Genomic DNA, 23,142 nt, shown 5'->3' on the forward strand with positions numbered 1-23,142 from the left:
CGCGCGTCACTTCATGGCATTGATTTGCGCCAGCAGGCCGGCAGGCCAGGCCTTGGCTTCGTCCGACGCCAGGTAGACCTTCTGCGCATGCTCGCGAAAGGCGGCGATGTTGGGCACGTAGACATCGAGCCCTCCCTTACGGAAGCTCTCGGCCAGCTCGGCTTCGCGCTTCTGGTGCTCCGCCGTGCTCCAGGCGATGGCCTTGTCTGCCGCAGCCTGGAAGGTGCGCTGCTTCGCGGGGGGCATGCTGTTCCAGGTCTTCATGTTGACGGTAAGCAAGTCGAAGCCCACCAGGTGCGAGGTCAGCACCAGCTGGCCCATCACCTCGTTGAACTTCATGTTCTGCACATTGGGCAAGGGATTGTCCTGGCCGTCGATGGCGCCGGTCTGCAAGCCGGTGTAGGTCTCCGCGTAGGCCATGGGTGTGGGGTTGGCGCCGAGTGAGCGGCCCAGCAGCTGCCAGGCGTCGCCAGGGGGCATGCGCAGCTTCACACCGGCCAGGTCTGCGGGTGTGTTGATCTTCTTCTTGCCCTTCAGGCCGACATGGCGCGTGCCAAAGAACGTCGGGCCGAGGATCTTCACCTTCAGCTGGTCTTCCACCATCTTCTTCATTTGCGCGCCCTGCTCGCTGGCGAAGAAGGTGTTGAGGTGGTTGGCATCGCGAAACAGGTAGGCCGAAGTCAGGATAGACCAGGCCGGCACCTGCTTGGAGATGTCCTGCGGCGCGATATTGCCCATCTCCAGGTTGTCGCGCTGCAGCGCGACCAGCTCGGTCCCCTGGCGGAACAGCGTGGAGTTCAGGTGCATCTCGACCTTGAAGTCGGCGGCGACGTCCCTGGCAAACTGGTTCATCATCTCGGCGCGAATGTCCTTGTCGGAGAACACGGCGGCGAAGCGTATGGTGGCGGGGGCTTGGGCCCAGACCGGCAGGGCGCCGCCGGCGGCCAGCGCGGCGCCCACGCCGAGCAGCGCGCGCCGGGCGATAGGATTTTGGACAGGATGGCTCATGTTTGTCTCCTTTGATGTATTGGGTGAATGAAACGAGGGAAATGAAATCTGCGAAATTTGCAGCCGAGGCAATCGATCCCTAAGAGGCTAGGCGCTGCGCGAGTGCCCGCAGCGCCAGCTCGTAACCGAAGGGGCCGAAGCCGCAGATGACGCCCGTGGCCGCCAGGGACACCAGCGAGTTCTGGTACAGCACATCGCGCCGATGGATATTGGTGACGTGCACTTCGGCAATCGGCACGTCCAGCGTCTTGAGCGCGTCCAGCAAGGGGATGGATCGGAAGGAGAGGCCGGCGGGATTGATGACGACGGCCGCGGCGCGCTCGCGCGCCTCCTGCACCCAGTCCACCATCACGCCCTCGTGATTGGTCTGGTGAAACTCACAGGCATAGCCCAGCTCGTCCGTAACGCGGCGGCACAGCTTTTCCACTTGAGCCAGCGTGGTGCTGCCATAGAGATGCGGCTCCCTCACACCGAGCAGGTTGAGGTTGGGACCGTTCAGGACGTAGATCGTCTTCGCTTGCATTGCTTTTCTCACAGGGTTCATCACGTGCGCGATCCGATTCTTGCCCCGCTGTGCCACAATCTTTCCAGACTGGAAACCCTTTCCATATGACGACATGAGCAATGCCTTGGACCGCGGCTTCGCCGTGCTGGAGCACCTGGCGCACTTCCCGCAGGGCTCGCCGCTGTCGCTGATCGCGACGGAACTGGACATACCGCTGAGCGCCTGCCACCGCGTGCTGGCGGACCTGCAGCGCCTGGGCTATGTGCGCCAGGCCCGCAAACAGGGCGATTACGTGCTCACCACCAAAGTCGTGTCGCTGGGTCTGGGATTCCTCAGCAGCGCCGGCATCGTCAACATCGCCGAACCGCTGCTGGAGCGGCTGGCACAAACATCAGGTGAGCTGGTGCGCCTGTCCATCGTCGACGAGCATCGCCTCACCTTTGTAGCCAAGGCGCAGGGCCAGCGGCAGTCGGGCCTGCGCTACGACCCGGACATGGGCATGGATGTGCGCCTGTCGTGCACCTCATCCGGGCACGCGTGGCTGATGACGCTGAGCGACGAACGGGCGTTGGAACTCGTCAGCAAGCAGGGCTTCGGCACACCGGCGCAATACGGGCCGAAGGCGCCCACCACGCTCAAGGCGCTGCTCGGTTTCCTGCACGACGCGCGTGTGCGCGGCTACGCGATGATCGACGAGGTGTTTGCGCCGGGCATGTCGGCCATGGCCGTGCCGGTGATCCACCGCAAGGCGGCCATCGGCGTCATCAGCATCGCAGGGCCGCGTACGCGCCTGAGCAGCGAGCGCGTGCATGAGCTGGCGCCGGTGCTCCAGGCGGCAAGTGCGGAGCTGGGGCCTATCAGCAACGCGTCGACCTTGTTTGGAAGACCTCCGCTGGGCAAGGGTTGAGGGAGACCCGCGAGCGGGCAAAGCCTGGTGCGCAAAGTCCTGGTGTCCACCCTCGCCGCGGCCTTGCTGGCTTTCCGGGTCAAGCTCGAACACATGCCGGTGGAAGCCATTGCCGCAACCCATGCCTACATCAAAGGCGTGGAAACCGGCCTTGGCTGGAAAGCCCGGCTGCGCAGCTGCGCCAACCCGACCTCGGTCACGCCCTTCCAGACCAACGGCAACTGGCTTCGCCGCCTGGCCGGCAACCAGGACCCTGACCCGGCGGAGGTCAGCTTAATTTTTTCAATTGCTCGGTCCGCTTCTACCTGCGCAAGCAGAAGTCAGTTTCGTGGCTGCTCTACAAGATCCAGAGCCATGCGGGCCAGGACCTCGTGGATGCCCGCTAGAGCTTCAAGGTCAATCGTCTCCAGGCGCCTTCGAGCTGGTCCTGCCCCACCGCCCCGCCATCAAAGCCAAGCGGGCGTTGCTCTGTCACCGGCAACAGCAAGACCAGGTTGTCTTGCACGGGCGGCCGTGCGCCATCACGGAGCACCGCGATGTTCAGGCCTTGCGCGGTGGATTCGACGCTCAAGCGCCTGGAGCAGGCCGTGATCGAAAACCTCAATGTGTTCGAGGTGTTGGTGGAGGCGGTGCGCGCAAGTTATTTCGGCTATTGACGGATCTTGCCGGCACTGGTGACGATGGACAATTCGACAAAGCCAGAACCAGTGTGCTGTCCAGGCTTGAAGCTGATCAAGTAACCGCCAAGATCAAAATTACTCATGCTGTCCAAGGCTAGAACGGTCCCTTCGCGGCTGGGCCTGCTGCCTTGGCGGCGTATCGCTTCAGAAATGACGCGGGCGGCGATATAGCCCTCCATCATGGCGTAGCTCACAGGCACTTCCAGGTTATGTATCTTGGCTGCAGTGTCAGTAAATTCCTTGACGAGCTGGTTGGAGACCTTATACGGACTTGGCGTCACCTGAGCGATAGCCACACCTTGCATCTGCTCCGGAGACAACCGCTTCGAAAGCTGCTCGATGTCGGCACCCGAATGTGCAAGCAGTTGAGCCGCGCCACCAGCGATACGGTACTTCTCAATAAATCCGGCCGCAGCAGACCCACTGGAGATCATGATGATCGCTTGCGGCTGCATGTTTATGAAGGTGTCCACTGCATCAGTGACGTTGACCGTGTTAGCGGCGTAGGAGGCGCGTCCTTCGATCGTTGCCCTGACTTTCCTAGTCGCGTCCTCGGCCGCGGCGATTGCCGCAGTCGAGCCCGGCCCAGCCTCATGAAAAAGCCCCAGGCGCTTAATCCCAATGGTGGCCAAATGCTCAATGAGTTTGGAAATCTCGTCGCGCAGGCCCGCCCGAACTCCATATAGATACGGAGCGTCCGGCTGGATCTCTGAAGTACGGTAGCCCACCAGAGCGATCTTTTCTTTTGCCAAAATCCCCGCAGACACCAAGTCTGCAACATTCTTGCCGCCAAAGTAGCCGGCCAGGACCAGCGGCTTATCTTCGGCAATCATCTGCTTGGTCAAAGCGACCGTGTCGTCGGGCCTCCCGCCATCATCCTTGCGCAAGAGTGTGAGCTTATGACCGTGGATGCCGCCGGCCTTGTTCATGGCGTTGAAATGCAATTGCATGCCGGCGGCGTAAGCGCGGCCTTGACCGGCCTCCGGCCCTGACATGGGGCCGACCTGGCCCACGATGATCTCTGCGGCGAGTAACGGACCAGTTCCCGTCACAAGGGCACCCACGGCCAGTGCCATCAGGGCCTTGGCGAAGGCCGACGATAAACAACGGTTGCGCATGATAAGAGTTTCCTTTTGTGCTGCGAATCTGACGCGCTTGGGTATCGATCAGTGGTCAACCTGCTGCAAACTCGGTCATTTCCAAACGCGGACTCCCCGTTGCCAGCGCCGTTTCGACTGTGATCCCGGCGGGGAAACCGTCGGGTTCGGGCCCGCCTGAGCAGGGGCTGGATTCCATGGATCAAGGAAGGGGGCCCGGCCCGCCTCCTCGTGGACGGCCGAAACGCGTGCCGTCATCGACCCGGGCTTCGAACTGCAACAGTGCCAGCAGTTGGCGAACCTTGACGCCTTGCGGTCGAGCCAGGTTGTCGCGAAGCGGTGCCAAGCGCTCTTCCGGAAGGATGCCCGACGTGCATTGTTCGAATTTGATTTGCCGCTCCAGCGCAGAAAACGGATTCAGGAACGACCCCTTGGCGTGGTGAACTACGCGCTCCAGGTGCCGTCCGTCCTTCAAGGTTACGACTGTGGTGTGGGGAAGCAGCTGCGTTGCGGTTTCTACGCGTGTCGAGTCCAGGTGCATTGCGACGCGTGGCATGAGGCGCCGGGTCACATCGTCCTGCACCGCTTGCGGCGTGAAGTCGGCCAACGTGACCGTGCCGTAACGCAGCATCGTTGCCACCGCATAAGGCATGGAGAACATGGCCTCACGGGGATCCCGGGGCTCCGGGTATTTGAGGTTCACCAGGTTGACGCGCCCAACCAGTGTTTCGACACGCTCAACGTCCTCCATGCCGAATCGGTATTCGGTGGCCAGGGCTTGCAACGCGTCCAGGCAGCGGTGTGTGGACGCACAGTTGGGATACAGCTTGAATCCCAGGCCGTGGCTGTCGATCGCCAGCGGGCCGTCGTTGACCGCCGCCACGGACTGCCAGTTGGCAGCCGAGTCGCCAGCATACAGTGCGCCAAACCCATGCGGGCCTTCCAGGGCTTTATCGCTGCCCGTGACGCCCGACGCTGCAAGCGATGCGGCCAGCACACCGCCTTGAGCCGCCAGTCCAGCATGTACGGGTTTCGTGTCGGTGCCGAACTGGACCTTGGGTCCAGCTGCCATGGAAACGGCCAGACTCAGGGCATGTGTCATCCTGGCCGCGTCCAGCCCAAGCAGTCTGCCGCAAGCTACTGCGGCAGCAATTACACCAATGGTTTGAGTGCCGTGCCAGCCTTTTTCGGCATGGGACCGGTCCATCGCCATCCCGACGCGGGCCATCACCTCGCTTCCGACGATCAGCGCGTCCAGCACGGCGTCCAGTGTGGCATCCATCTCGTGGGCTTGCGCCAGGATGGCTGGGATCACGGCGCAGCCAAAATGCCCCCCGGCGACGAAAAACATCTCATCCAGCTCCCGCGCATGGGCGGCCGTGCCGTTGGCCAGCGCACTGAAGGCGGCACAAGTCCCAATGCTGCTACCGACCACCGGGACCGGCCCCGTGGCGCGCAAGCCCGCCCGTACTGAGGCGCAAACCGGGTCCCCAGCGCCTGCCACCATGGCGGCGATGGTGTCCTCCAGGGAGTGCTCTGCCGTGCGCAGGGTGGATTCACCCCATCGATGGGGGACCGTGGCAGCCCAGTGCGCGAGAACCTGGGTAGCGGGGATATGGGAACTGAGCATGCTTGTACTTGGGGCGTGATTTGGTATGTAGTTGCGCCTATCGGCGCAACCGGGCGTGGAACGAATGGCAGACACGCAGCAGCAGGTCTACACGAGAAGGCAGGGCACGCTCAGTCAAGCTGCACTCCGGCGTTGCGGATGACGTCACCCCATTTTTTTACCTCGCTGTCGATATGCGTCTTGAAAAACTCGGGCGTTCCCCCCAGCGCGACCTGCCCCACTTGCGCCATTTCGGCCTTGGTCGCAGGCGCCTGCAGCCAATTGTTGATCTCGCGGTTCAGGCGCAGGATCACCGGCCGAGGCGTGCCAGCCGGTGCCACAATGCCGCCCCAGGCCACCACCTCGAAGCCTGCAATGCCCGCTTCTTCCATGGTCGGCACATTGGGCAGCATCGCCGAGCGCCGTTTGCTGGTAACCGCAAGCGGGCGCACCCTGCCTGCCTGGATGGCGCTCAGCATGGACGGCAGGTTGTCGAACATGAAATCGATCTGCCCGCCGATCAGGTCAGTCTGCGCCTGCGGGGCACCTTTGTAGGGGATGTGGTTGAAGCTGATACCGGCCTTATCCTTGAGGATTTCGCCGCTGAGGTGGCTGGTCGTGCCGTTGCCGCCCGAGCCCATGTTGAAGTGACCCGGCTTGCTCTTGGCGGCGATGATCAGGTCGCGCACCGAGGTCGCAGGAAAACCCTGGCGGACCACCAGCACATTGGGCACCTGCGAGAGCACTGCCACTGGCACCAGGTCCTTGTCGGGGTTGTAAGGCATCTTGCGAATCAGGCTGCGGTTGATCGCCATGGTCACGATGTTGCCGAAGCCCAGCGTGTAGCCATCGGGCTGGGCTTTGGCCACCGCCAGCATTGCAATGGTGCCTAACGCGCCGGGGCGGTTATCGACGGTCACCGATTGCTTGAGTTTGTCCTGCAGGTAGTTGGCCAGCTTGCGACTGGTCTGGTCGGGCGTGCCGCCGGCGGCCGAGGGTACGATCAGCTTGACGGGCTGGGCGGTCGGCCAGTCCGCCGCCAGGACGGGGCCAGCCAGCGCGGCCGCCGCCAACAGCAGCGCAAGGCGTGTTTGAAATTTCAGCATCTGTGACTCCAACGTTCTGTTCTTGATGGGCTGCCCACTAGGGCGCCCTGAATATCAAGCATGAGCGCCGGACTGTCCAACGGAATAACCGCATACCCCCTTGCATTTATTTCATGCCCGCATAGTCATTTTCATTGCGGGCGAACGGATGCCATGCCAATAATGGCCGCACCCACCATGAAATATCCGACGCAGCGCCACCTGCCCTCCATCGTCAACCTCAACACCTTCGAGGTGATTGCACGGCGCCTGAGCATCACTGCCGCAGCGGATGAACTGGGCCTCACGCAAAGCGCGGTGAGCCGCCAGCTGTCGGACCTGGAGGGCTTTGTCGGCGTTGCCCTGTGCCGGCGCACAACTAGCGGGATGGAGCTGACGGTTGACGGTGCGAGCTACCTGCGGCGGGTGCGAACCCTGCTGGACGAGCTGGAGTCAGCGACCATCGCCGCGTCCATGGGCTCCATGCCAGGCAAGATACTGCGGCTGTCTGTGCCCACCACCTTTGGCAGGCTGTGGGCCATGCCTCGGCTGTGCGCCTTCGCCATCGCGCACCGGCAAATCCAGCTGGACGTGGCCACGCATACCGGGCCCATCAGCATGCGCGACTCAGGGCTGGACGCGGCCATCGTCTACTGCGAAGGGCCGGAGCCCGGCTGCGTGGCCGACCTGCTACACCCCTTGCACTCCTTTCCTCTTGCGGCGCCCACGCTGAGCCGGCTGGCGGCGCCGCTAACGGGCACGCAAATGGCAGCGCTGCCCTTGCTGCACCAGAGCATGGTCCCCAACTCATGGCCGGCCTACCTGCGGCAGCTGGGCGCATCTGTAGAAGTCCCGATGCCGGGCGCCCACTACGGTCTGCTGTCGCTTGCATTGACGGCAGCGGAGGCCGGTCTGGGTGTCGCATTGGTGCCGGACTATGTGAGCGCATCGGCACTGCAGACCGGGCGCCTGGTCAAGCTGAATGACAAGCCCTTTATTTCGCCGCGCAGTTACTTTCTGGTGACGACGAACGAGCGCGCCAAGGCGCCCGTAATCCAATCGCTGCGCCAGTGGTTGACGAGCCAGTCGCCGCCTTCCCCTTGACGCTCCGGCGGCGGCCAGGTGAATGAGGCAGAGGCGGCGTGGTCCAGAGACTGATCAACGCGCAAAGTTGCTGCTCTCGGCCAATCAAACCGGAGACGCCGGAGAGTGCAATGGGCTAAGTCACAAATTCCGTCGAAGTCCACCTCAATGGTGAGGACCCCAGGGGCCTTCCCAAAGCGGCATCGCCGGGTTTATACCCAGCGTGCGTTTTGCCGTGGCCCCGGTTTTCGCCGGCTTGCCCTTGGCCTCCGGCGCACGCGGGGCTTGCGTTTGGCTGGCTGGACTGGCTGGGCGGCCTGCGACGACGTCTGAGGCGTGTAGGCCGGTTGTTGTGAAAGCAGCCGCCAGGCCGACAGATGCAAGGGGTCGCAAGATCAGGTCCAACATTTGAAGCCTTCCGTAGTGAATGTCGTCACTGCAGGGCAGCATGCAAAGGACGTGCCACAACTGCCGCATCACACTTCCGTACGTTGGAGTCTCGCTATCATGGCGTTGCCTCAAGCGGGGTGGTCCGCAATGCCGGGTCGCGGGGCATCTGGGCCACAGCCGACCCTGGTACCGGCTCAGAGCTTCAATGTCAGCCGCCGCCAGGCGCCTTCCGGCTGATCCTGCAGCAGCGTTGCGCCGGCAAAAACCAGCGCACGCCGTTCTGCCGCCGGCAACAACAAGATGAGACTGTCTTGCTCAGGCGGCCGCGCGCCCTCGCGGGAAACCGCGATGCGCAGGCCATGTGCGGTGGACTCGACGCGCAGGCGCCACTGCCCATACGCGCCGCTGCGCCAGGCCTGGGTGTGGCCGTCGTCTTCAAAACACGTGGCCTCAAAACTGCCGTGGCCCTTGAAGGGGAACACCTGGAAGCCGCGCACATCTTCGGTTTTCGCAAAATGGATCTCACCGAGGTTTAGCGGAATGGCGCAGCCTTCGCGCGCAAGCAGCGGAGGTGGACCATCCAGCGGCGCTTCCAGCGCCACCCATTGGCCGGCGTCCAGATGCCGTGCCGTGTGTGCGTCGTACCAACCGCCGGTGCCGGGCAACCAAACGCGACGCTCGGTCTGGCCGGGTTCAACCACCGCCGCCGCCAGCAAATTGGCACCCAGCAGCATGTCGTCGTTTTCTTCCAGGCAGCGCGCATCCTCGGGGAAGTCGTGGTAGGTGGGCCGGATGATGGGCTCATAAGCGCTGTGGTAACGCCACACCAGGTCGTACAGGTAAGGCATGAGCCGGTAGCGCAGGCGAATCAGTTCGCGTACCTGGGGCGTCGCTTCAGGGTACATCCAGGGTTCATTGACGGTTTTGTCGTCATTCCATGAATGGATGCTGAAGCGCGGCAGAAAGATGCCGTGCTGCACCCAACGCACCAACAACTCAGGGCCCGGCGCTGGGCCTGAGAAGCCGCCGATGTCGTGGCCGGTGTTGGAGACGCCGGACATTGCCAGGCCCAGGCCCATGCGGATGTTGTAGCGCAGCGTTTCCCAAGCCGTGTAGTTGTCGCCCGACCAGGTCTGCACATACCGCTGCATGCCGGCGGCGCCGGAGCGCGACACCAGGTAGGGCCGTTCCTCGGGCGCGAACTCGGTCTGCGCGGCGTGCGAGGCCTGCATCATCAGCAGGGTCTGCAGCGGGCGCGTCTCGCGCGCAGGCCGCGGCGCACCGAAGCCGTGGGCCAGCGCCTTGTCGCTCCAGATCTCGTACTCGTTGTTGTCGTTCCAGGTGGCTGGAATGCCGTATTCGAGCAACTGCTCCGTGACCTGCTGCTTCCACCAGGCGATGGTCTTGGGGTTTGTGAAGTCGAGGTAGGCGCCGGTGCCGTCCCAGAACTGGATGGCGGTGGGTTGGCCGTCCGGGTCCTGCACCAGCAGGCCGGCCTGCCTGGCCTCTTCGAAACGCGGGTGGTTGCCGAGCAGCGCGGGCTTGATGTTGGGTACCAGGCGCACGCCGCGGTCCAGGTAGCTCTTCACAAAGCGTGCGGGTTCAGGAAATTTCTCGCGATTCCAGTTGAAGACATAGCGGCCGTCGCCTATCGAGGTGTAGCCCGAGGACAGGTGGAAGGAGTCGCAGGGAATGTCGTGTTCTTCGCAGCGCTCGAGGAACTCACCCATGCGCTCCTGCGCGTTCGGCGCGTCGGTGTAGCTCATGGTCGAGCCCGAGTAACCGAGCGCGTAGCGCGGCGGAAAGATGGGCCGGCCGGTCAGCCATGTGTAGCGGCGCGTGATGGCCGCCGGGCCGTCGCCGGCGATGTAATACAGGTCGAGGTCGCCATGGTCGGCCACAAAGTAGCGGTAGTGGCCGTGGTAGTTGTCCATCTCGCGGCCCATGTCGAAGCTGCAGTCGGACAGGGTGTCGTAGAACAAGCCATAACAAAGGCCCGCGTCCTGCTCGCCACCATCACCTGATTTTCGCGTGATGTAGAACGGGATGTGTTTGTACAGCGGGTCGGTGCTGCGCGCGCTGTAGCCCATGGGATCCAGGTTGCACATGCGGTAACGCTGGCCGGCGCGGTTGGCGTCGCCGGCGCGCTCGCCCAGGCCGAAGTAAGCTTCACCGCGGTCACGCTGCAGGTAGTGGTAGACCTTTTCATCCCACCAGCCGAAGTTGTAGCTTTGCGTGGAACGGTCGGCGGCAGTAGCTTGCCAACGGCCCTGGTGCAGGCTTTCCCAGCGGCAGAAAAAACCTTTGAGCGCGACGGTCAGGCGCACAGCACGCGTGGTGATTTGCAATTGCGCGCCCTCTTCCTTGAGCTCGAACGCGGGCAAGGAAAAGCCGCTCACGTCAAAACGGTCACGGCCTTCGACGGGCAGGTTTTCCAGGCCGGGCGCCACCGTCCAGCTGCGCGGCATTTGCAGCTTGCCTTGCGGCAGCACCAGCACGCGGACGATGTCTTCTTCGAGCACCCAAATGTGGGCCACGGCGCCGTCGTCGCTGGCCAGCACAAGGTGGTTGTCGTTGCGGGATTGCAGGGCGAATACGGGGGGATGGTCCAGGCGCATGGTCAGCGGGTCAGATAGGGAAGGTACGGCGCTCAAAGACGCAAGCCGTTCTGGTCAAAGAAATGCAGGTGCTCCGAAGGAGCGGTCACCTTGACGGTGTCGCCGCGCTGGATGCTGGTCTGTCCACCCAGGATGACTTCGAAAGGCGCATCGGGCACCACATTGCCATGCAGGATGCTGGTACTTCCCAGTTGCTCGACCTGCGATACCTTCATCTGCAGCGGACCGTCGTTGGACAGTTGTGCGTGCTCGGGCCGTATGCCCACGGTGGAGGTGCCGGGCCTGGCGCCGGGCATCTGCGCCACCGGCACGAAGTTCATGCGCGGGCTGCCGATGAAGCCGGCCACGAACTGGTTGCAGGGCTTGTTGTACAGCTCCAGCGGCGAGCCGACCTGCTCGATGCGGCCGGCACGCAGCACCACGATCTTGTCGGCCATGGTCATGGCCTCGACCTGGTCGTGAGTGACGTAAATCATGGTCGCGCCCAGGCGGGCGTGCAGGTCGCGGATCTCGGCGCGCATGGAAACACGGAGTTCGGCGTCCAGATTGGACAGCGGCTCGTCGAACAAAAACAGCTTGGGTTCGCGCACGATGGAGCGGCCTATGGCCACGCGCTGGCGCTGTCCGCCGGAGAGCTGGGTGGGCTTTCGCTGCAGCAGCGGCGTAAGTTGCAGCATGGTGGCGGCGGCGTTGACCTTGCTTTCGATCACCGCCTTGGCCACGCCCAGGTTTTCCAGGCCAAAGGCCATGTTGTCGTAGACGCTCATGTGCGGGTACAGCGCATAGGACTGGAACACCATGGAGCAGCCGCGGTGCGCAGCGCTGACCTCGTTGACGCGCTGGCCGTCGATGCGTATGTCGCCGGCGCTGGCGGGCTCCAGGCCCGAGATGATGCGCAGCAGGGTGGATTTTCCGCAGCCTGAGGGGCCGACGAAGACCACAAATTCACCGTCGGAAACGGTCAGATCCACGCCGTGGATGATGGTGATTTTGTCGAAGGTTTTAACGACGCTGGCGAGTTCAAGAGTGGCCACGGAAGAGTCCTCGGTTATTTGACGCCGGCGCTGGCAATGCCGGTGGCGATGTATTTCTGCAGGAAGGCGAAGACCAGGGTGATCGGGATCAGGGTAATCACGGTCATCGCCAGCAGGTAGTGCCACTGCGTGTTGAGTTCACCCTGGAAGGCGTTGAGCGCGAGCTGCAAGGTGAAGTGCTCCGACTTGGACAGCACGATCAGCGGCCAGAGAAAATCGTTCCAGCGCCACATGAACGAGAAGATGGCCAGCACCGCCATGGCCGGCGCGGCCAGCGGCAGGATGATCTTCCAGTAGATGCGCCACTCGCTGGCGTTGTCCATGCGCGCGGCCTCCAGCAGTTCGTCGGGAATGGTCAGCATGTACTGGCGCAGCAGGAAGACGCCGGTGGGCGTGGCCACCGCGGGCAGGATCACGCCCCAGAGGTTGTTCAGCAGGTTCAATTCCGAGATCACCAGGAAGGCGGGCACCAGAATGATGGTGGGCGGGATCATCAGCGTGGCGATAATCAGAACGAACACTGTCTTTTGCCCGGTGAACTGGTACTTGGACAGCGCGAACGCCGCCATTGAGTTGAACAGCAGCGTGAGGATGGTGGCCACCACGGTGATGAACACGCTGTTCCACAGGTAAGTACCGAAGGCGAACTTGCCGAACAGCTCGGTGTAGTTGCCGCCGGCGAACTTGAGCTCATTCACCGGCTTGCGGTCATTGATGTTCACGCGCAGTTCGGTCTGCGGCGCCGCCGGGTCGACCATAGTGGCGACCAGTCCTATGCGGCGCACCTGCGCCAGTTCACGGACGCGGCCCGACTCGTCCTTGGCCATGAACAGCGGCAAAGGCTTGTCGTAACCCGCCACCACAGCTTCCTTCTGGCTGTAAGGCAGAAAGGTCGGTGGAAACTGGCTCAGCGCGCTTTCGGTCTTGAAGGACGACATCACAAGCCACAGGACCGGGCCGAACATCACGAGGAGGCCGGCCAGCAGGTAGGCGTAGGAGACCCAGTCGGTCCAATGCAGGCTGGTGCCGCCGTATTTGTGACCCCTGGTGCGAGTCAGGAAATTTGCCATCGCTTTTTTTCCTTACTTCTTGATTTTTCCGGCCTCGCCGGCTTTGGACAACCGCAGTTGCGCGAGCGTCAGGGCCATCAGGCCGGCGGCCAGGATCAGCGAGGCCGCGGCGGCCAGGCCGTAGAGGTGGATCTGCTCGGCAAAACCGGTCTGGTAGATGTACTGCACGATGAAGGTGGTGGCTGAGCCCGGTCCGCCGCCTGTGAGCACAAACACTTCGTCAAAGCTCTGTACCGCGCGGATCATCACGAGCACCAGCACCACGATCAGGTTGGGCATGAGCAACGGCAACGTGATGCGCCGCAGCACGCGGAATGGCGGCGCGGCATCCATCTCGGCGGCTTCATACACATCCTTCGGGATGGCCTGCAGGCCGGCCAGCAGGATCAGCGTGTAGAACCCCATGTGGGCCCAGATCGACACCACCACGACCCAGAAAAAAGCCCAGTGCCGGTCCAGCAACCAGTCCATGGGCGAGGCACCCATGGCCACCAGCCCGGCATTGAACACGCCCTGGCTTTGCAGCAGCCATTTCCAGATCAGCGCCACCACCACCGGCGACAGCAGCACGGGGTAGAAGAACACGCCGCGCCAGAAACCGCGGCCGACGATCTTGCGGTTCAGCACCAGGGCCGTGACCAGCGAGAAGAACACCATCAAGGCCACCTGGATCAGGCTGAATTTCACCGTGTTGGCGATGGAGCGCCAGAAGATGTCGGTGCGGCAGGTCTGCAGGTCGGTGTAGTCACGGCATTCAAGCAGGATGGCGAAGTTCTCCAGCCCCGTGAACGGCCGCTGCGTGGGCAGCAAATTCACCCCGCCCGTCACTGCATACACCAGGTTCACCACGATGGGCAAAAAGGTGAAGATGCTGATCACCACCAGGTTGGGTCCGACGAACAACCAGCCGATGCGCGAAGCACCCAGCCATTTCTGGCCCAGCCGGAAGACCGGCTCGAACAGGTTGAACAAAAAGCCCAGGAAGGCGGAAAAAACCGACATACCGACTCCGATCTGTACCTATGACGCCGCTAGCGCATTGCCTTATGCCAGTGACAGCGCGGAACTGGCTCCGCCAGGCCGCAGGTGTCGCCCCCTGCAAGGGGGAGGCGCGCACGCAGTGCGCGCCACGGGGGTGCGCCTATTTCTCGGCTTGCTTGACCGCTTCGGCCATGTCGGTGCCGATCTTGGTCACGGCCTCGTCGACGCTGATTTCCCCCACGATGGCCTGGGTGACGCGGGTCACGGTCGGCAGCATCAGGGCACGGTTGTACTTGTAGCCTTGCAGTGCATAGGCCGGCTGCGCGATGGTGGAGGTGCCGCTGGTGAACGTCTCCAGCGCCGCCCGCGCCGCGGGGCCGGCACTCGGATAGCTCACGCCTTTTTTTGCTACGCCGGCATGGGCCGGGATGTTGTTGGTGCGGGAAGCGAATTCAGCGACGTTGGCTTCCTGCGCCATGAAGTCCAGGAAGTGGCCCACCTCCTTCGGCGATTTGGTGGTTTTCAGCGCCACCCAGGCCGCGCCACCGGGCATGCCCGAGCAGGCGGCAGGACCGCAAGGGTTGGGCACGGCGACCCAGTCAAAGGCGTTGCCGATTTCCTTTTGCATGCGGTTGATCTGCCATGAGCCCGACAAAATCATCACCACGCGGCCGTTCTTGAACTCGCCCACCGCATCGGCATAGCTGGAGCCGCCCGAGCCGCCCCAGACATCCTTCAGCATGGTGCCGTCCTTGTGCCAGGCAACGAACTTGCCCACAGCGTTCTTGTAGCCCGCATCCACCGTGAGGTTTCCCTTGGCGTCGAAAATCTTCGCACCGTAGCTGACTGCAGGGCCCGCGAAGCGGTGACCCGAGCGGTCCCAGGCCATGGCGGCCGGGGTCTGCGTGGCCTTGGCCACCTTGCGTGCCGCATCGGCCCACTCTTCCCAGGTGGCCTTGGGGCCGGGCATCGGCACCTTGGCCTGCTCAAACAGGGTCTTGTTGACGAAGGGGCCAGTCATGGTCATCTGCGACAGGAAACCGTAGATGCCCTTGTCGCCCGCCTTGTTGCGCATCCAGGGCAAGGTGCTGCCGAAGTTGTCTTCCCAGTACTTGCGGTCCTTCACATGGGCGCTGATATCGATGTAGTTTTTCGACAGGCCGCCGATCTCGGCGACACGCGCGATGTCGGGTCCCTGCCCGGCCGCGAGCTGCACGGGCAGCTGCTCGACCACCGTCTTGTAGGGCACGATGTCGAGGATGACCTTGGCGCCGGCGTTCTGGGCCTCGTAGCGCTTGATGAGGTCGGCCGTGACATCGCATTCATTGCCGTCCTGGTAACACATGACCCGGATGTCGGCGAAGGCGCTGGTAGCGAACGTGGCGACGGCGGCGCCCAGGAGGCCGGCGCGAGTGGCGTGCCTGGCGAAGGAACGAAACTGGAAGTTCATGGTTGTCTCTTTCTGGAAAAAAGGAAGGGTGGGGGCCGATCGGTCGCCGGCTTCAGGAATGCGCGTCGGCCGCAGGTGCAACGGAGCCGAAATGGGATTCAAGGTGCGCGACGGAACCCAGCGCGGCATCCGTTCCACCTCGGGTCAGCATTTCCTCGGTCCGCAGATACGGATCGAGCATGAGCATCGGCAGGGGCTTACCGTCGCTGTGCGTGCTGCTGGAGGTGAAAACCATGTCGTTTTGTGTCGTTCTTTTGAGATCGTTGCTCACTTTTGGACTATTATGGCAAACGTTTGCCAAAGCTTGGCAATCGTTTGCCATACTTGTCAGTCGCGGTTTTCTCGGTTATATGTTGTCTTGGCACACACAGATCGCGCCGTTGGCCGGCCGCCCGCCGCCGCCCCTTGTTTTCCAAAATACGACCCATTGATGCTTCGCTTTCCACTCGCCGGACTCACCCCCCGCCATCCGCATGACCGGCCTTCGCGCCAACCCGATATTCGCTGCGGCGTCCAGACCCGGCAGGCCTGCCGCCCACACCGATGAGCGACGACACCCCGCGCAGGCGCAAGGGCGTCGGCCCGGTTTCGCTGAGCGAAGTCGCCGTGCAGGCCGGCGTCTCCATCTCCACCGTCTCGCGCATCGTGAACGGCGAGACCCGGCGGGCTTCGCCGGAAACGCTGGCGCGCGTACGCGAGGCGATCAGGACAGTGGGCTACCACCCGAACCAGCTGGGGCGCGCGCTACGCAGCCGCGAGAGCCGCCTGGTCGCAATGCTGGCCGCCAACCTCGACAACCCGGTGATGGCCACGCTGGCCGCCTCCACCGAGGCCGCGTTGCGCGAGGCCGGCTACACGATGATCCTGTGCGACACGCACGACCGGCCGGAGCTGCAGGACGACTATCTCAACGCCATGCGTTCGCAAGTCGTGCAGGGCTACGTGATGGTCGCGGCTCAGCCCAGTGCCGGCCTGCGTGACTTCGTGGAGCGCGGTGCGCCTATGGTCTTCGTAAGCCGGCGCAGCCCGTTCGGCACCTGCGCCTTCGTGGGGCCGGACAACCTGGCGGCCGGCGCCGCCGCCGCAGACTACCTGCTCGACCGCGGCATCGACGCGCCGGCCGTGGTATTTCCGTCGCGCGGATCGTCCACCACCAGGGAACGCGTGCAGGGCTTCTGCGAGCGGGCCGCCGCCAGAGGCCTGTCAGCCGACCGGATCCGTCAGGTGGAGGCCCCGGGCATCTCGCACCTGGAAATCGGCTACGCCGCCGCGGCCCAGTTCGCGGCGCCCAGTGCCTGGCCGCGTGGCGCGATGTGCATCAGCGACCAGGTCGCCTATGGGGTGCACCGCGTGGCCCGCGAGAACGGGATCCGGGTGCCCGGCGATTGCGAGCTGGTCGGCATCGACGGCAACCCGATCAACGCCTGGCTCGCCCCGTGGCTCACCTCGGTCAAAATTCCGCATCAGGATTTCGGACCGGCTATCGTGGACCTGATGCTGAGCCTGTGGGGCGGCGAAGCGCCACGCGAACGCCTCATGCCCCACCGCATGGCGGCTGCGCTCGAGACCTGAACCGGCCAGGCCTGCGCGCCTTCGGGAAAGCTTGCTTTCCATATCCCATTCAAACCAGCCTGCAGCCGGCCCGACCACGGTACGCATAGCCGGCACCCGCATCAGGCAAACGACCGCGCAGCACATTGTCGACAGCGCCAGGTTTGTCGAGCGGGAAGTTGAGCGCAGCCAAAAAACCGGGGAACCGGAGATTTTTCATAAAAAGCGGCTCAAGCCCAATACATTCGTGGGCGAAAAGCTACGAAATTCATAGCATGCAGACTGCCAGCCGGCATCCCGCAATCCGGTCCGGCTTTCATAACGCGCCCATCATCCGCCGGTACCACCCGTGAAAATGTTGCATGCCATCTTCCAGCGGTGACTGGTAGGGCCCCACATCCGAAACGCCTCGCGCGAGCAAGGCGCCGCGACCCGCATCCATACGCTCGCCGATCTCGTCATCTTCCCTGGCGGTTTCCATATAAGCCGCGCGGTGCGCTTCGATGAACTCGGGCTCGAAGGCCACGATCTCCTCAGGATAGTAGAACTCCACGACATTGACTGTGTCCTGCGGACCCTTGGGGTAAAGCGTAGACAGGACCAGCACGTGCGGATACAGCTCGATCATGTGGGTGGGGAAATACGTCACCCACACCGCGCCGAAATCAGGTGGCGTCCCGGTACGGTAGTTCAGAAGGCGGTCGTGCCAGGCGCTGTAGATGTCCGAGCCCGGCGCGTCCAGCGCCTCGTGCACGCCCACACGCTGCATGCTGTACCAGTCGGCAAAATCCCAGGTCAGGTCATCGCAGCTGACGAAGCTGCCCAGACCGGGATGAAACGGCGCAACGTGATAGTCCTCGAGGTAGACCTCGATGAAGGTCTTCCAGTTGTAATTGCACTGGTGCACTTCCACATGGTCGAGCACGTAGTCCGAGAAATCGAACTCCGGCCGTTTGAACAGCGGCGCCATGTCCTCTGCCGGATCGCGTGCGCCTTCGAACAGCAGGCCATGGCAGTTGCGCAGGGGAAAGCGCTGCAGGTTCTTGCAGGGCTTTTGCTCGAACTGCGGCGCGCCCAGCAACTCGCCATTGCTGTTGTAAGTCCAGCGGTGCAGGGGACAGACAATGTTCCCGCCCGCCGCAGCCAGGTTGCCTTTGGGATTGGCCGGCCCACTCACATCACCGGTTTCACCGCCCAGGATCAGGGCCTGCCGGTGACGGCAGACATTGGACAGCAGCTCCACGCCCTGGGGGTTGCGCACCAGCACGCGTCCTCCCCCTTCCTGCGCGAGCCGGCGCCAGTCACCAGCCTGCGGCACGGCTTTTTCATGGCCGAGGTAGCGGGCGGACCTGTCGAAAATCAATGCCTGCTCACGCGCAAACAGGCTCTCATCAAAATAGGCGCTGACGGGCAATTGCGGGGTTTCCGGCAGAACATGCACCAGGCGCGCGATATCGTTCATGGAATTCTCCAGGGCGTGGCGAAGCACACCGGCCTGAACGGCACGGCCTCATCGCGAAATCAAAGGCCCGGACTACGAAGGATCGGCCTGCAATCGGGCGATGCGCTTGTCGAGCGGGAGCTTGGGACAGGTGCTGCACTTCTCGCCGTCATGGCGGCGAAAGTAGTGGCAGCACACCTTGCGGTCGAGGGCGAGCGCAGGCGTCCCGTCACGCGCACGGTAGGCAAAGAATCCGCAGCCTCCGGCAATGCCCAACTGCAGCAGCCAGTCCTCTCCGATCGCCCTGACCTCGGCATCACCCAGACCGGGCATGCTGCGATGGACCAACAGCAAGGCACCCAACACGCACTCTGCTTGCAGCCGGTCCGCGGCGCGAGCGTGCAGCGCCACCATGGGCATGAGCGCACGGCGCGTGGAGTCACACAAAATGCGTAACTCATCCGCAGCGAGGCGAATGCGCGAAGGCAGCGCCGCGGCCTTCAACGGGGTATGCATCGGCAATTGAAAGCCGCTGGGAAACCCGTCCACCACGGGCTGCGCCAGGCCGGCAAGCCGAGGCACGTTTGTATCAAGATGCGCGGCGATCACACAGAGATAGATAGGCTGCCAGATCGCCAGCCCCCAGCAACGCAGCGCTACATAGTGAGCGCCGGCTTCCGGATAAGCGTCCGCCCAATGACGGCACAACGCCTGCAATGCGCTCGTTCCGCACACCGCCCCATCGCCGTGGCGCAGCGCGCCGGGGAGCGGCGCATCGCCCTGCTCGCCGCGCAGCGCGGGTGCAAGGCGTGCGGCCAGTTTCAACACGCGGGCGAGGTCAGCGTCGGGCTCGTAGGCCCACGCCTGCATCGATGCGCTGTCGTGCGCCGATGCTTCTGCCCGCATGTCCAGGCTCATGCAACGCTTTCCAGGGCCGTTTCCGCCTGGGCGCGGGAAGCGGCACGGCGGCGCAATCCGGCAATCGGATTCACGAGGTTGCCGGCCATCTTCAGGCTGGAAGCGGGGTCGGCCAGGTTGACCATCTGCACGTTGTTGCCGAGCTGCAGCCGGTTCAGGCAGGAATGCAGGAACTCGGGCACAAACATGTCGTAGTGCGCGAACTTCGCGGCCATTTCGGGATGGCCGTCTTCATAGTCGGACACGCAATCAGCCACCGATTTCCAGAAGTCGTCCTCGCTGCAGCAGGCGTTTTCGACCAGTACCTGGTTGATGTGGCGCAACACGCCGTCGAACACGTCGATGAAGATACCCAGCAGCTTGAAGTGGTCGGGCACATCGACCGCCAGCCGATTGACGCGCTCCGGCAGCGTTGCCTTGGCTTCAATGTTGAGGATGGCGCATTCTTCGGCGATGTCTTTCATGATGGCGCGCACCGGCACATGCCTGTCGAGCACCAGGATCAGGTTCTCGCCGTGCGGCATGAAGGTCAGGTCGTGCTTGTAGAAGCAATGCAGCAGCGGCGTCAGGTAAGCCTGCAGATAGCTTTTCATCCAGGCCTTTGTACTCAGACCCGAACGGCGGATGAGTTCCGGCAACAGGGCATGGCCGTCCTTGTCGACATGCAGCAGCGCGGCCATGGTCATCAGGCGCTCGCCCGGCTTCAGCAGCGGCAGCGGGCTTTCGCGCCATAGCGCCGAGAACATCTTTTTGTAAGGCGTATCAACCGGTATCGCGGCTTCGTAGTAGTGGTTACGAAAGCCTATGGAGGCAACCTCCTGCAGGATGGTGAAACCGTTGGCGCGCAGGAAGGCATCGCCGGACACCAGGCCCTTGATGAACTCGTTGATGGCCGGCGTGCCCGACATGTAATACGGTGACAAACCGCGCATGAAGCCCATGTTCAGGATGGACAGCGAGGTCTTGACGTAACGCTTGCTGCGGTCGCTGGTGTTGAAAAAGGTGCGTATCGACTGCTGGGCGATGTAGTTGTCGCGGCCATAGGCCAGGCAGATGATCTTGCGTTGGGCGACATAACCAGCGAAGGCAATCGACAGCTTGTTGAACCACTGCCAGGGGTGCGCCGGCATGAAGTTGTAGTCGGCAGGATTCACGCCCAGCGCGGCGACCTCGCGGGTAAAGCCATCCACCGTCTCCTGGCCGAGTTCTTCCAGCAGCAGCTGTTCGTAGCTGAGTGTGGAGATGCTGGAGAAAGCCGCATGGTCCTTGTGCACGGCCAGCCAGATCACGCGGATCTCAGAGCCCGCTTCCGGCGCATAGGCCTGGTAATCAGCTGCCGTAAATCCCAGTCGTCCGTTGTTGGCGACAAAGCCTGGATGGCCTTCGGTCATGGCGACCTCGATGGCCTGGAAGTCGGTGGCGTCCGCCAGCTGGGCGCTGCTGGGCGCGTCGGCCTTCATGCGCTTGTAGGCGCTGCCGAAAAGCGTGCTGCTGATCTCGTCGAGGTAGATGGGCAGCAGCTCCTCGCGTATGCCCAGTCGCTGTCGGCACTCGATGATGAACTGCAGCGCATCCAGCGGCTGCTCAGCGCCCTTCAGGTACTTGTGGATGGATTCAGGCTTGATGAACCAGTGGCGCAGCGCCAGGCGACGCGCCTCGAACTGGTAGCAGGCGGTGCCGTCATCCGAGAACAGCTGGTACAGCGCAAAGCCGCCTTCGCGCGGGCGCAGCTGTTCGGGCTCGACGATGAGTTCGTGGGCGTATTCGGCGATGGCCTTGCGCAGCAACAGCCGGTTGGCCTGGGCCCAGGCCTCAGGCGTCAGGTGGGCGGCGAACTGCGCCGGTTCGTGCGCGATCTGGTTGGCAATGGTGACGTTCATGAATGGACTTCCTCTAGGGTGGCGGCCGTAGCCTGTTCAAAATCCCGCCGTGTGCAAAAGGCGAGGCTGGCGATCTTCTCGGGGAAGACCACATCACGGTCGTAAGCGAAGCCTGCCGACCGGTTCAAGGCATGGACCTTGTGATTGCTGGCGTCGGGCTCGACGACGATGCGCTGCGCGCCCAGGTGTTCGAACATGAAGCGCATCAGCGCATGGAACACGGTGCGCGAATAACCGGCGATGCGCCGCTCGGGCGGCCCAATAAAGATGTGCATGCCCAGGTCGCCGGGCCGCACTGCGTAGAAGGCCTTGATGCGGTCCTGTGCGGGGTCGTAGCATTCGGCCAGAAAGGCCGGGCGGCCTTCGTGCCAGCCGATGTAGGGCGTGGCAGTGCCCGAATCCATCATGCGTTGGTAGGCCTCGCGCACTTCTGCTTCTGTTTTTTCCTGCATCAGCCAGAAGGCGGCGCGCTCCTGGGTGAACCAGCGGTGCAGCGTCGGGATGTCGTCCGGTATCCGCAGCGGGAGGAACACAAAACCGGCCTCGTCGCGGTACGGCTTTTGCACGGCGTCGGCGCGGCGGTGCAGCGTATCAGTTGGCATGGGCGGGCTCCTTCAATGGCGAGGAATTTGCGGCGTTGCTGGCTTCATCCATGTGTCCTGCACTGGGCACCTTGAGGATCAGGCGGTCCAGCAGCGCGGTGAGCACAAAACCGCCGGCGGCCAGCAGGAAAGGCACGTGCAGCCCGTACTGGTTGACGATGGCGCCGGCCGCAAACGAGGACAGCAGCACGCCCATGTTCTGGAAGAAGTTGGTGATGCTGTAGTCCTGCGCATAGCGCTGGGGGGTGGAGAGGCGGAACAGGTTGACTTCGAGCTTGACGATGATCTGGAAGAAGGCCCAGCCGTAAAGCACACGCCCCAGCACAACCAGAAAAGGATCAGGTGCTGCATGCAGCAGCAAGCCGGCCGCGCCCAGCAGCAGGTTGCCCACCGTGTGGTCGGGCAGCTCACCGCCGCGCGCCCGTATCCAGGCATGCAGGCGCAATGCAACGATGGCCACCACGCCCGGGATGGCGAAGGCCATGCCCGACAGCAGTTCACTGTCGTTGCTGGTGATCTTCTGCCAGTACAGCGCGAAGAAAGGGCGGATCAGGTAGGCGCTGAAGTCGAACATCAGCATGACCAGCGCGAGCCGCAGTACCGGCAGGCGTGCCAGCAGGCCGACGCGCTTCGCTTCGGTCGCTTCCGCCAGCGCCTGCTCGCCGGTGTTGACACGGATGATTTTCCCGCTGCGGATTAGATAGAAGCAAACTGCCATCTGGAAATAGTCTCCGGCGGCCATGGCAAAAATACTGGCGCGCGGCCCCCAGGTCTGCAGCACAAAGCCGCCCACCACCGCTCCGAAGATGGCGCCAAAGTGAACCACCACTGACAGGATGCCAATGGTTGCCGCATGCTGGTCCTTGGGGGTCAGGCGCATCATGTAGGGGTACATCAGCAGGTAGCTGCTCTTGCACATGAACATCAGCATCGACAGCACCCAGTAGATTTCCACGGTGGGCGCCCAGTCGCTCAGCAGGCTGAAAGTGCCGGCCGCAAACTGCGTGTAGACCAGCAGGTGCAGTGGCTCGACGCGGCGCGCCACGCGCGCCCAGAAAGGCAGCGTGCACATCACGGCGATGGAAATCGCCGCTACGTAGGCGCCCACGTGCACGGGGCTGTCGATCCCGTAACGCGCACTGAAGAACTGCGGGTAGAAAGGGATCAGGATGGCGTCACTGATGACGGCGAGCACCGTCATGGTGATGATGTGGAATCTGAGGTTCATGGGGT

General features: G+C 63.2%; 20 protein-coding genes. 3 read left to right on the forward strand and 17 right to left on the reverse strand.

Annotated features, from left to right (window positions below):
• Positions 1–6: 6 nt before the first annotated feature.
• Together dctP and ACQ4MS_RS06440 are read right to left on the reverse strand one after the other, a co-directional pair.
• On the reverse strand, positions 7–1,008 hold the full coding sequence (gene dctP, locus ACQ4MS_RS06435) for a TRAP transporter substrate-binding protein DctP (RefSeq protein WP_431098512.1): 1,002 nt from the start codon (positions 1,006–1,008) through the stop codon (positions 7–9).
• A gap of 79 nt (positions 1,009–1,087) precedes the next feature.
• Positions 1,088–1,531 (reverse strand): type II 3-dehydroquinate dehydratase, encoded by a 444-nt coding sequence (locus ACQ4MS_RS06440; protein ID WP_431098513.1) that lies wholly within the window; start codon positions 1,529–1,531, stop codon positions 1,088–1,090.
• Between the two features lie 94 nt (positions 1,532–1,625).
• Here ACQ4MS_RS06440 and ACQ4MS_RS06445 point away from each other — a divergent pair, with 94 nt between their 5' ends.
• Positions 1,626–2,420: an IclR family transcriptional regulator gene (locus tag ACQ4MS_RS06445; RefSeq protein ID WP_431098514.1), complete on the forward strand. Its 795-nt coding sequence runs from the start codon at positions 1,626–1,628 to the stop codon at positions 2,418–2,420.
• A 382-nt stretch (positions 2,421–2,802) separates the two neighbouring features.
• Here the strand turns inward: ACQ4MS_RS06445 and ACQ4MS_RS06450 are convergent, their stop codons facing one another.
• The 4 genes from ACQ4MS_RS06450 to ACQ4MS_RS06465 form a co-directional block, all read right to left on the reverse strand.
• On the reverse strand, positions 2,803–2,925 hold the full coding sequence (locus ACQ4MS_RS06450) for a hypothetical protein (protein ID WP_431098516.1): 123 nt from the start codon (positions 2,923–2,925) through the stop codon (positions 2,803–2,805).
• 144 nt (positions 2,926–3,069) lie between these two features.
• Entirely contained in the window at positions 3,070–4,218 is a 1,149-nt protein-coding gene (locus ACQ4MS_RS06455) for an ABC transporter substrate-binding protein (RefSeq protein WP_431098517.1), read from the reverse strand.
• Between the two features lie 181 nt (positions 4,219–4,399).
• The gene (locus ACQ4MS_RS06460; protein ID WP_431098519.1) at positions 4,400–5,827 is read right to left on the reverse strand and encodes an MmgE/PrpD family protein; all 1,428 of its coding nucleotides are present in this window, start codon (positions 5,825–5,827) and stop codon (positions 4,400–4,402) included.
• Positions 5,828–5,937: 110 nt separating this feature from the next.
• Entirely contained in the window at positions 5,938–6,912 is a 975-nt protein-coding gene (locus tag ACQ4MS_RS06465) for a Bug family tripartite tricarboxylate transporter substrate binding protein (protein WP_431098521.1), read from the reverse strand.
• A 177-nt stretch (positions 6,913–7,089) separates the two neighbouring features.
• Here ACQ4MS_RS06465 and ACQ4MS_RS06470 point away from each other — a divergent pair, with 177 nt between their 5' ends.
• The gene (locus ACQ4MS_RS06470; RefSeq protein WP_431098522.1) at positions 7,090–7,995 is read left to right on the forward strand and encodes a LysR substrate-binding domain-containing protein; all 906 of its coding nucleotides are present in this window, start codon (positions 7,090–7,092) and stop codon (positions 7,993–7,995) included.
• 563 nt (positions 7,996–8,558) lie between these two features.
• On the opposite strand, the gene ACQ4MS_RS06475 is transcribed toward ACQ4MS_RS06470, so the two are convergent.
• The 6 genes from ACQ4MS_RS06475 to ACQ4MS_RS06500 all read right to left on the reverse strand — a co-directional run bounded on the left by ACQ4MS_RS06475 (position 8,559) and on the right by ACQ4MS_RS06500 (position 15,752).
• The gene (locus ACQ4MS_RS06475) at positions 8,559–10,982 is read right to left on the reverse strand and encodes a TIM-barrel domain-containing protein (RefSeq protein ID WP_431098524.1); all 2,424 of its coding nucleotides are present in this window, start codon (positions 10,980–10,982) and stop codon (positions 8,559–8,561) included.
• Positions 10,983–11,014: 32 nt separating this feature from the next.
• Entirely contained in the window at positions 11,015–12,016 is a 1,002-nt protein-coding gene (locus tag ACQ4MS_RS06480) for an ABC transporter ATP-binding protein (protein WP_431098525.1), read from the reverse strand.
• 14 nt (positions 12,017–12,030) lie between these two features.
• The gene (locus tag ACQ4MS_RS06485) at positions 12,031–13,086 is read right to left on the reverse strand and encodes a carbohydrate ABC transporter permease (RefSeq protein WP_431098527.1); all 1,056 of its coding nucleotides are present in this window, start codon (positions 13,084–13,086) and stop codon (positions 12,031–12,033) included.
• Between the two features lie 12 nt (positions 13,087–13,098).
• Positions 13,099–14,088 carry a carbohydrate ABC transporter permease gene (locus ACQ4MS_RS06490; RefSeq protein ID WP_431098529.1) on the reverse strand — a complete coding sequence of 330 codons (990 nt, stop codon included), beginning with the start codon at positions 14,086–14,088 and terminating at the stop codon, positions 13,099–13,101.
• A gap of 139 nt (positions 14,089–14,227) precedes the next feature.
• Positions 14,228–15,517, reverse strand: coding sequence for an ABC transporter substrate-binding protein (locus ACQ4MS_RS06495; protein ID WP_431098531.1), 1,290 nt, complete (start codon positions 15,515–15,517; stop codon positions 14,228–14,230).
• A gap of 52 nt (positions 15,518–15,569) precedes the next feature.
• Positions 15,570–15,752, reverse strand: a complete 183-nt coding sequence (locus ACQ4MS_RS06500; RefSeq protein WP_431098533.1) for a hypothetical protein — start codon at positions 15,750–15,752, stop codon at positions 15,570–15,572.
• A gap of 308 nt (positions 15,753–16,060) precedes the next feature.
• Between ACQ4MS_RS06500 and ACQ4MS_RS06505 the strand changes: the two genes are divergently transcribed.
• Positions 16,061–17,089 carry a LacI family DNA-binding transcriptional regulator gene (locus ACQ4MS_RS06505; protein WP_431098534.1) on the forward strand — a complete coding sequence of 343 codons (1,029 nt, stop codon included), beginning with the start codon at positions 16,061–16,063 and terminating at the stop codon, positions 17,087–17,089.
• A gap of 295 nt (positions 17,090–17,384) precedes the next feature.
• Here the strand turns inward: ACQ4MS_RS06505 and ACQ4MS_RS06510 are convergent, their stop codons facing one another.
• From ACQ4MS_RS06510 to ACQ4MS_RS06530, 5 genes are all read right to left on the reverse strand, one after another.
• Complete coding sequence (locus ACQ4MS_RS06510; protein WP_431098536.1) at positions 17,385–18,530, reverse strand: aromatic ring-hydroxylating oxygenase subunit alpha; 1,146 nt, start codon at positions 18,528–18,530, stop codon at positions 17,385–17,387.
• A 72-nt stretch (positions 18,531–18,602) separates the two neighbouring features.
• Entirely contained in the window at positions 18,603–19,415 is an 813-nt protein-coding gene (locus tag ACQ4MS_RS06515; RefSeq protein WP_431098537.1) for a siderophore ferric iron reductase, read from the reverse strand.
• 8 nt (positions 19,416–19,423) lie between these two features.
• Positions 19,424–21,307: an IucA/IucC family protein gene (locus ACQ4MS_RS06520; RefSeq protein WP_431098539.1), complete on the reverse strand. Its 1,884-nt coding sequence runs from the start codon at positions 21,305–21,307 to the stop codon at positions 19,424–19,426.
• The gene (locus tag ACQ4MS_RS06525) at positions 21,304–21,909 is read right to left on the reverse strand and encodes a GNAT family N-acetyltransferase (protein ID WP_431098540.1); all 606 of its coding nucleotides are present in this window, start codon (positions 21,907–21,909) and stop codon (positions 21,304–21,306) included. The genes ACQ4MS_RS06520 and ACQ4MS_RS06525 overlap by 4 nt, the downstream gene beginning before the upstream one ends.
• Positions 21,899–23,137: an MFS transporter gene (locus ACQ4MS_RS06530; protein ID WP_431098542.1), complete on the reverse strand. Its 1,239-nt coding sequence runs from the start codon at positions 23,135–23,137 to the stop codon at positions 21,899–21,901. Before ACQ4MS_RS06530 ends, ACQ4MS_RS06525 begins: the two co-directional genes overlap by 11 nt.
• Positions 23,138–23,142: the final 5 nt, after the last annotated feature.

The organism is Polaromonas aquatica, assembly GCF_050626995.1.
Lineage (GTDB): Bacteria > Pseudomonadota > Gammaproteobacteria > Burkholderiales > Burkholderiaceae_C > Polaromonas > Polaromonas aquatica_A.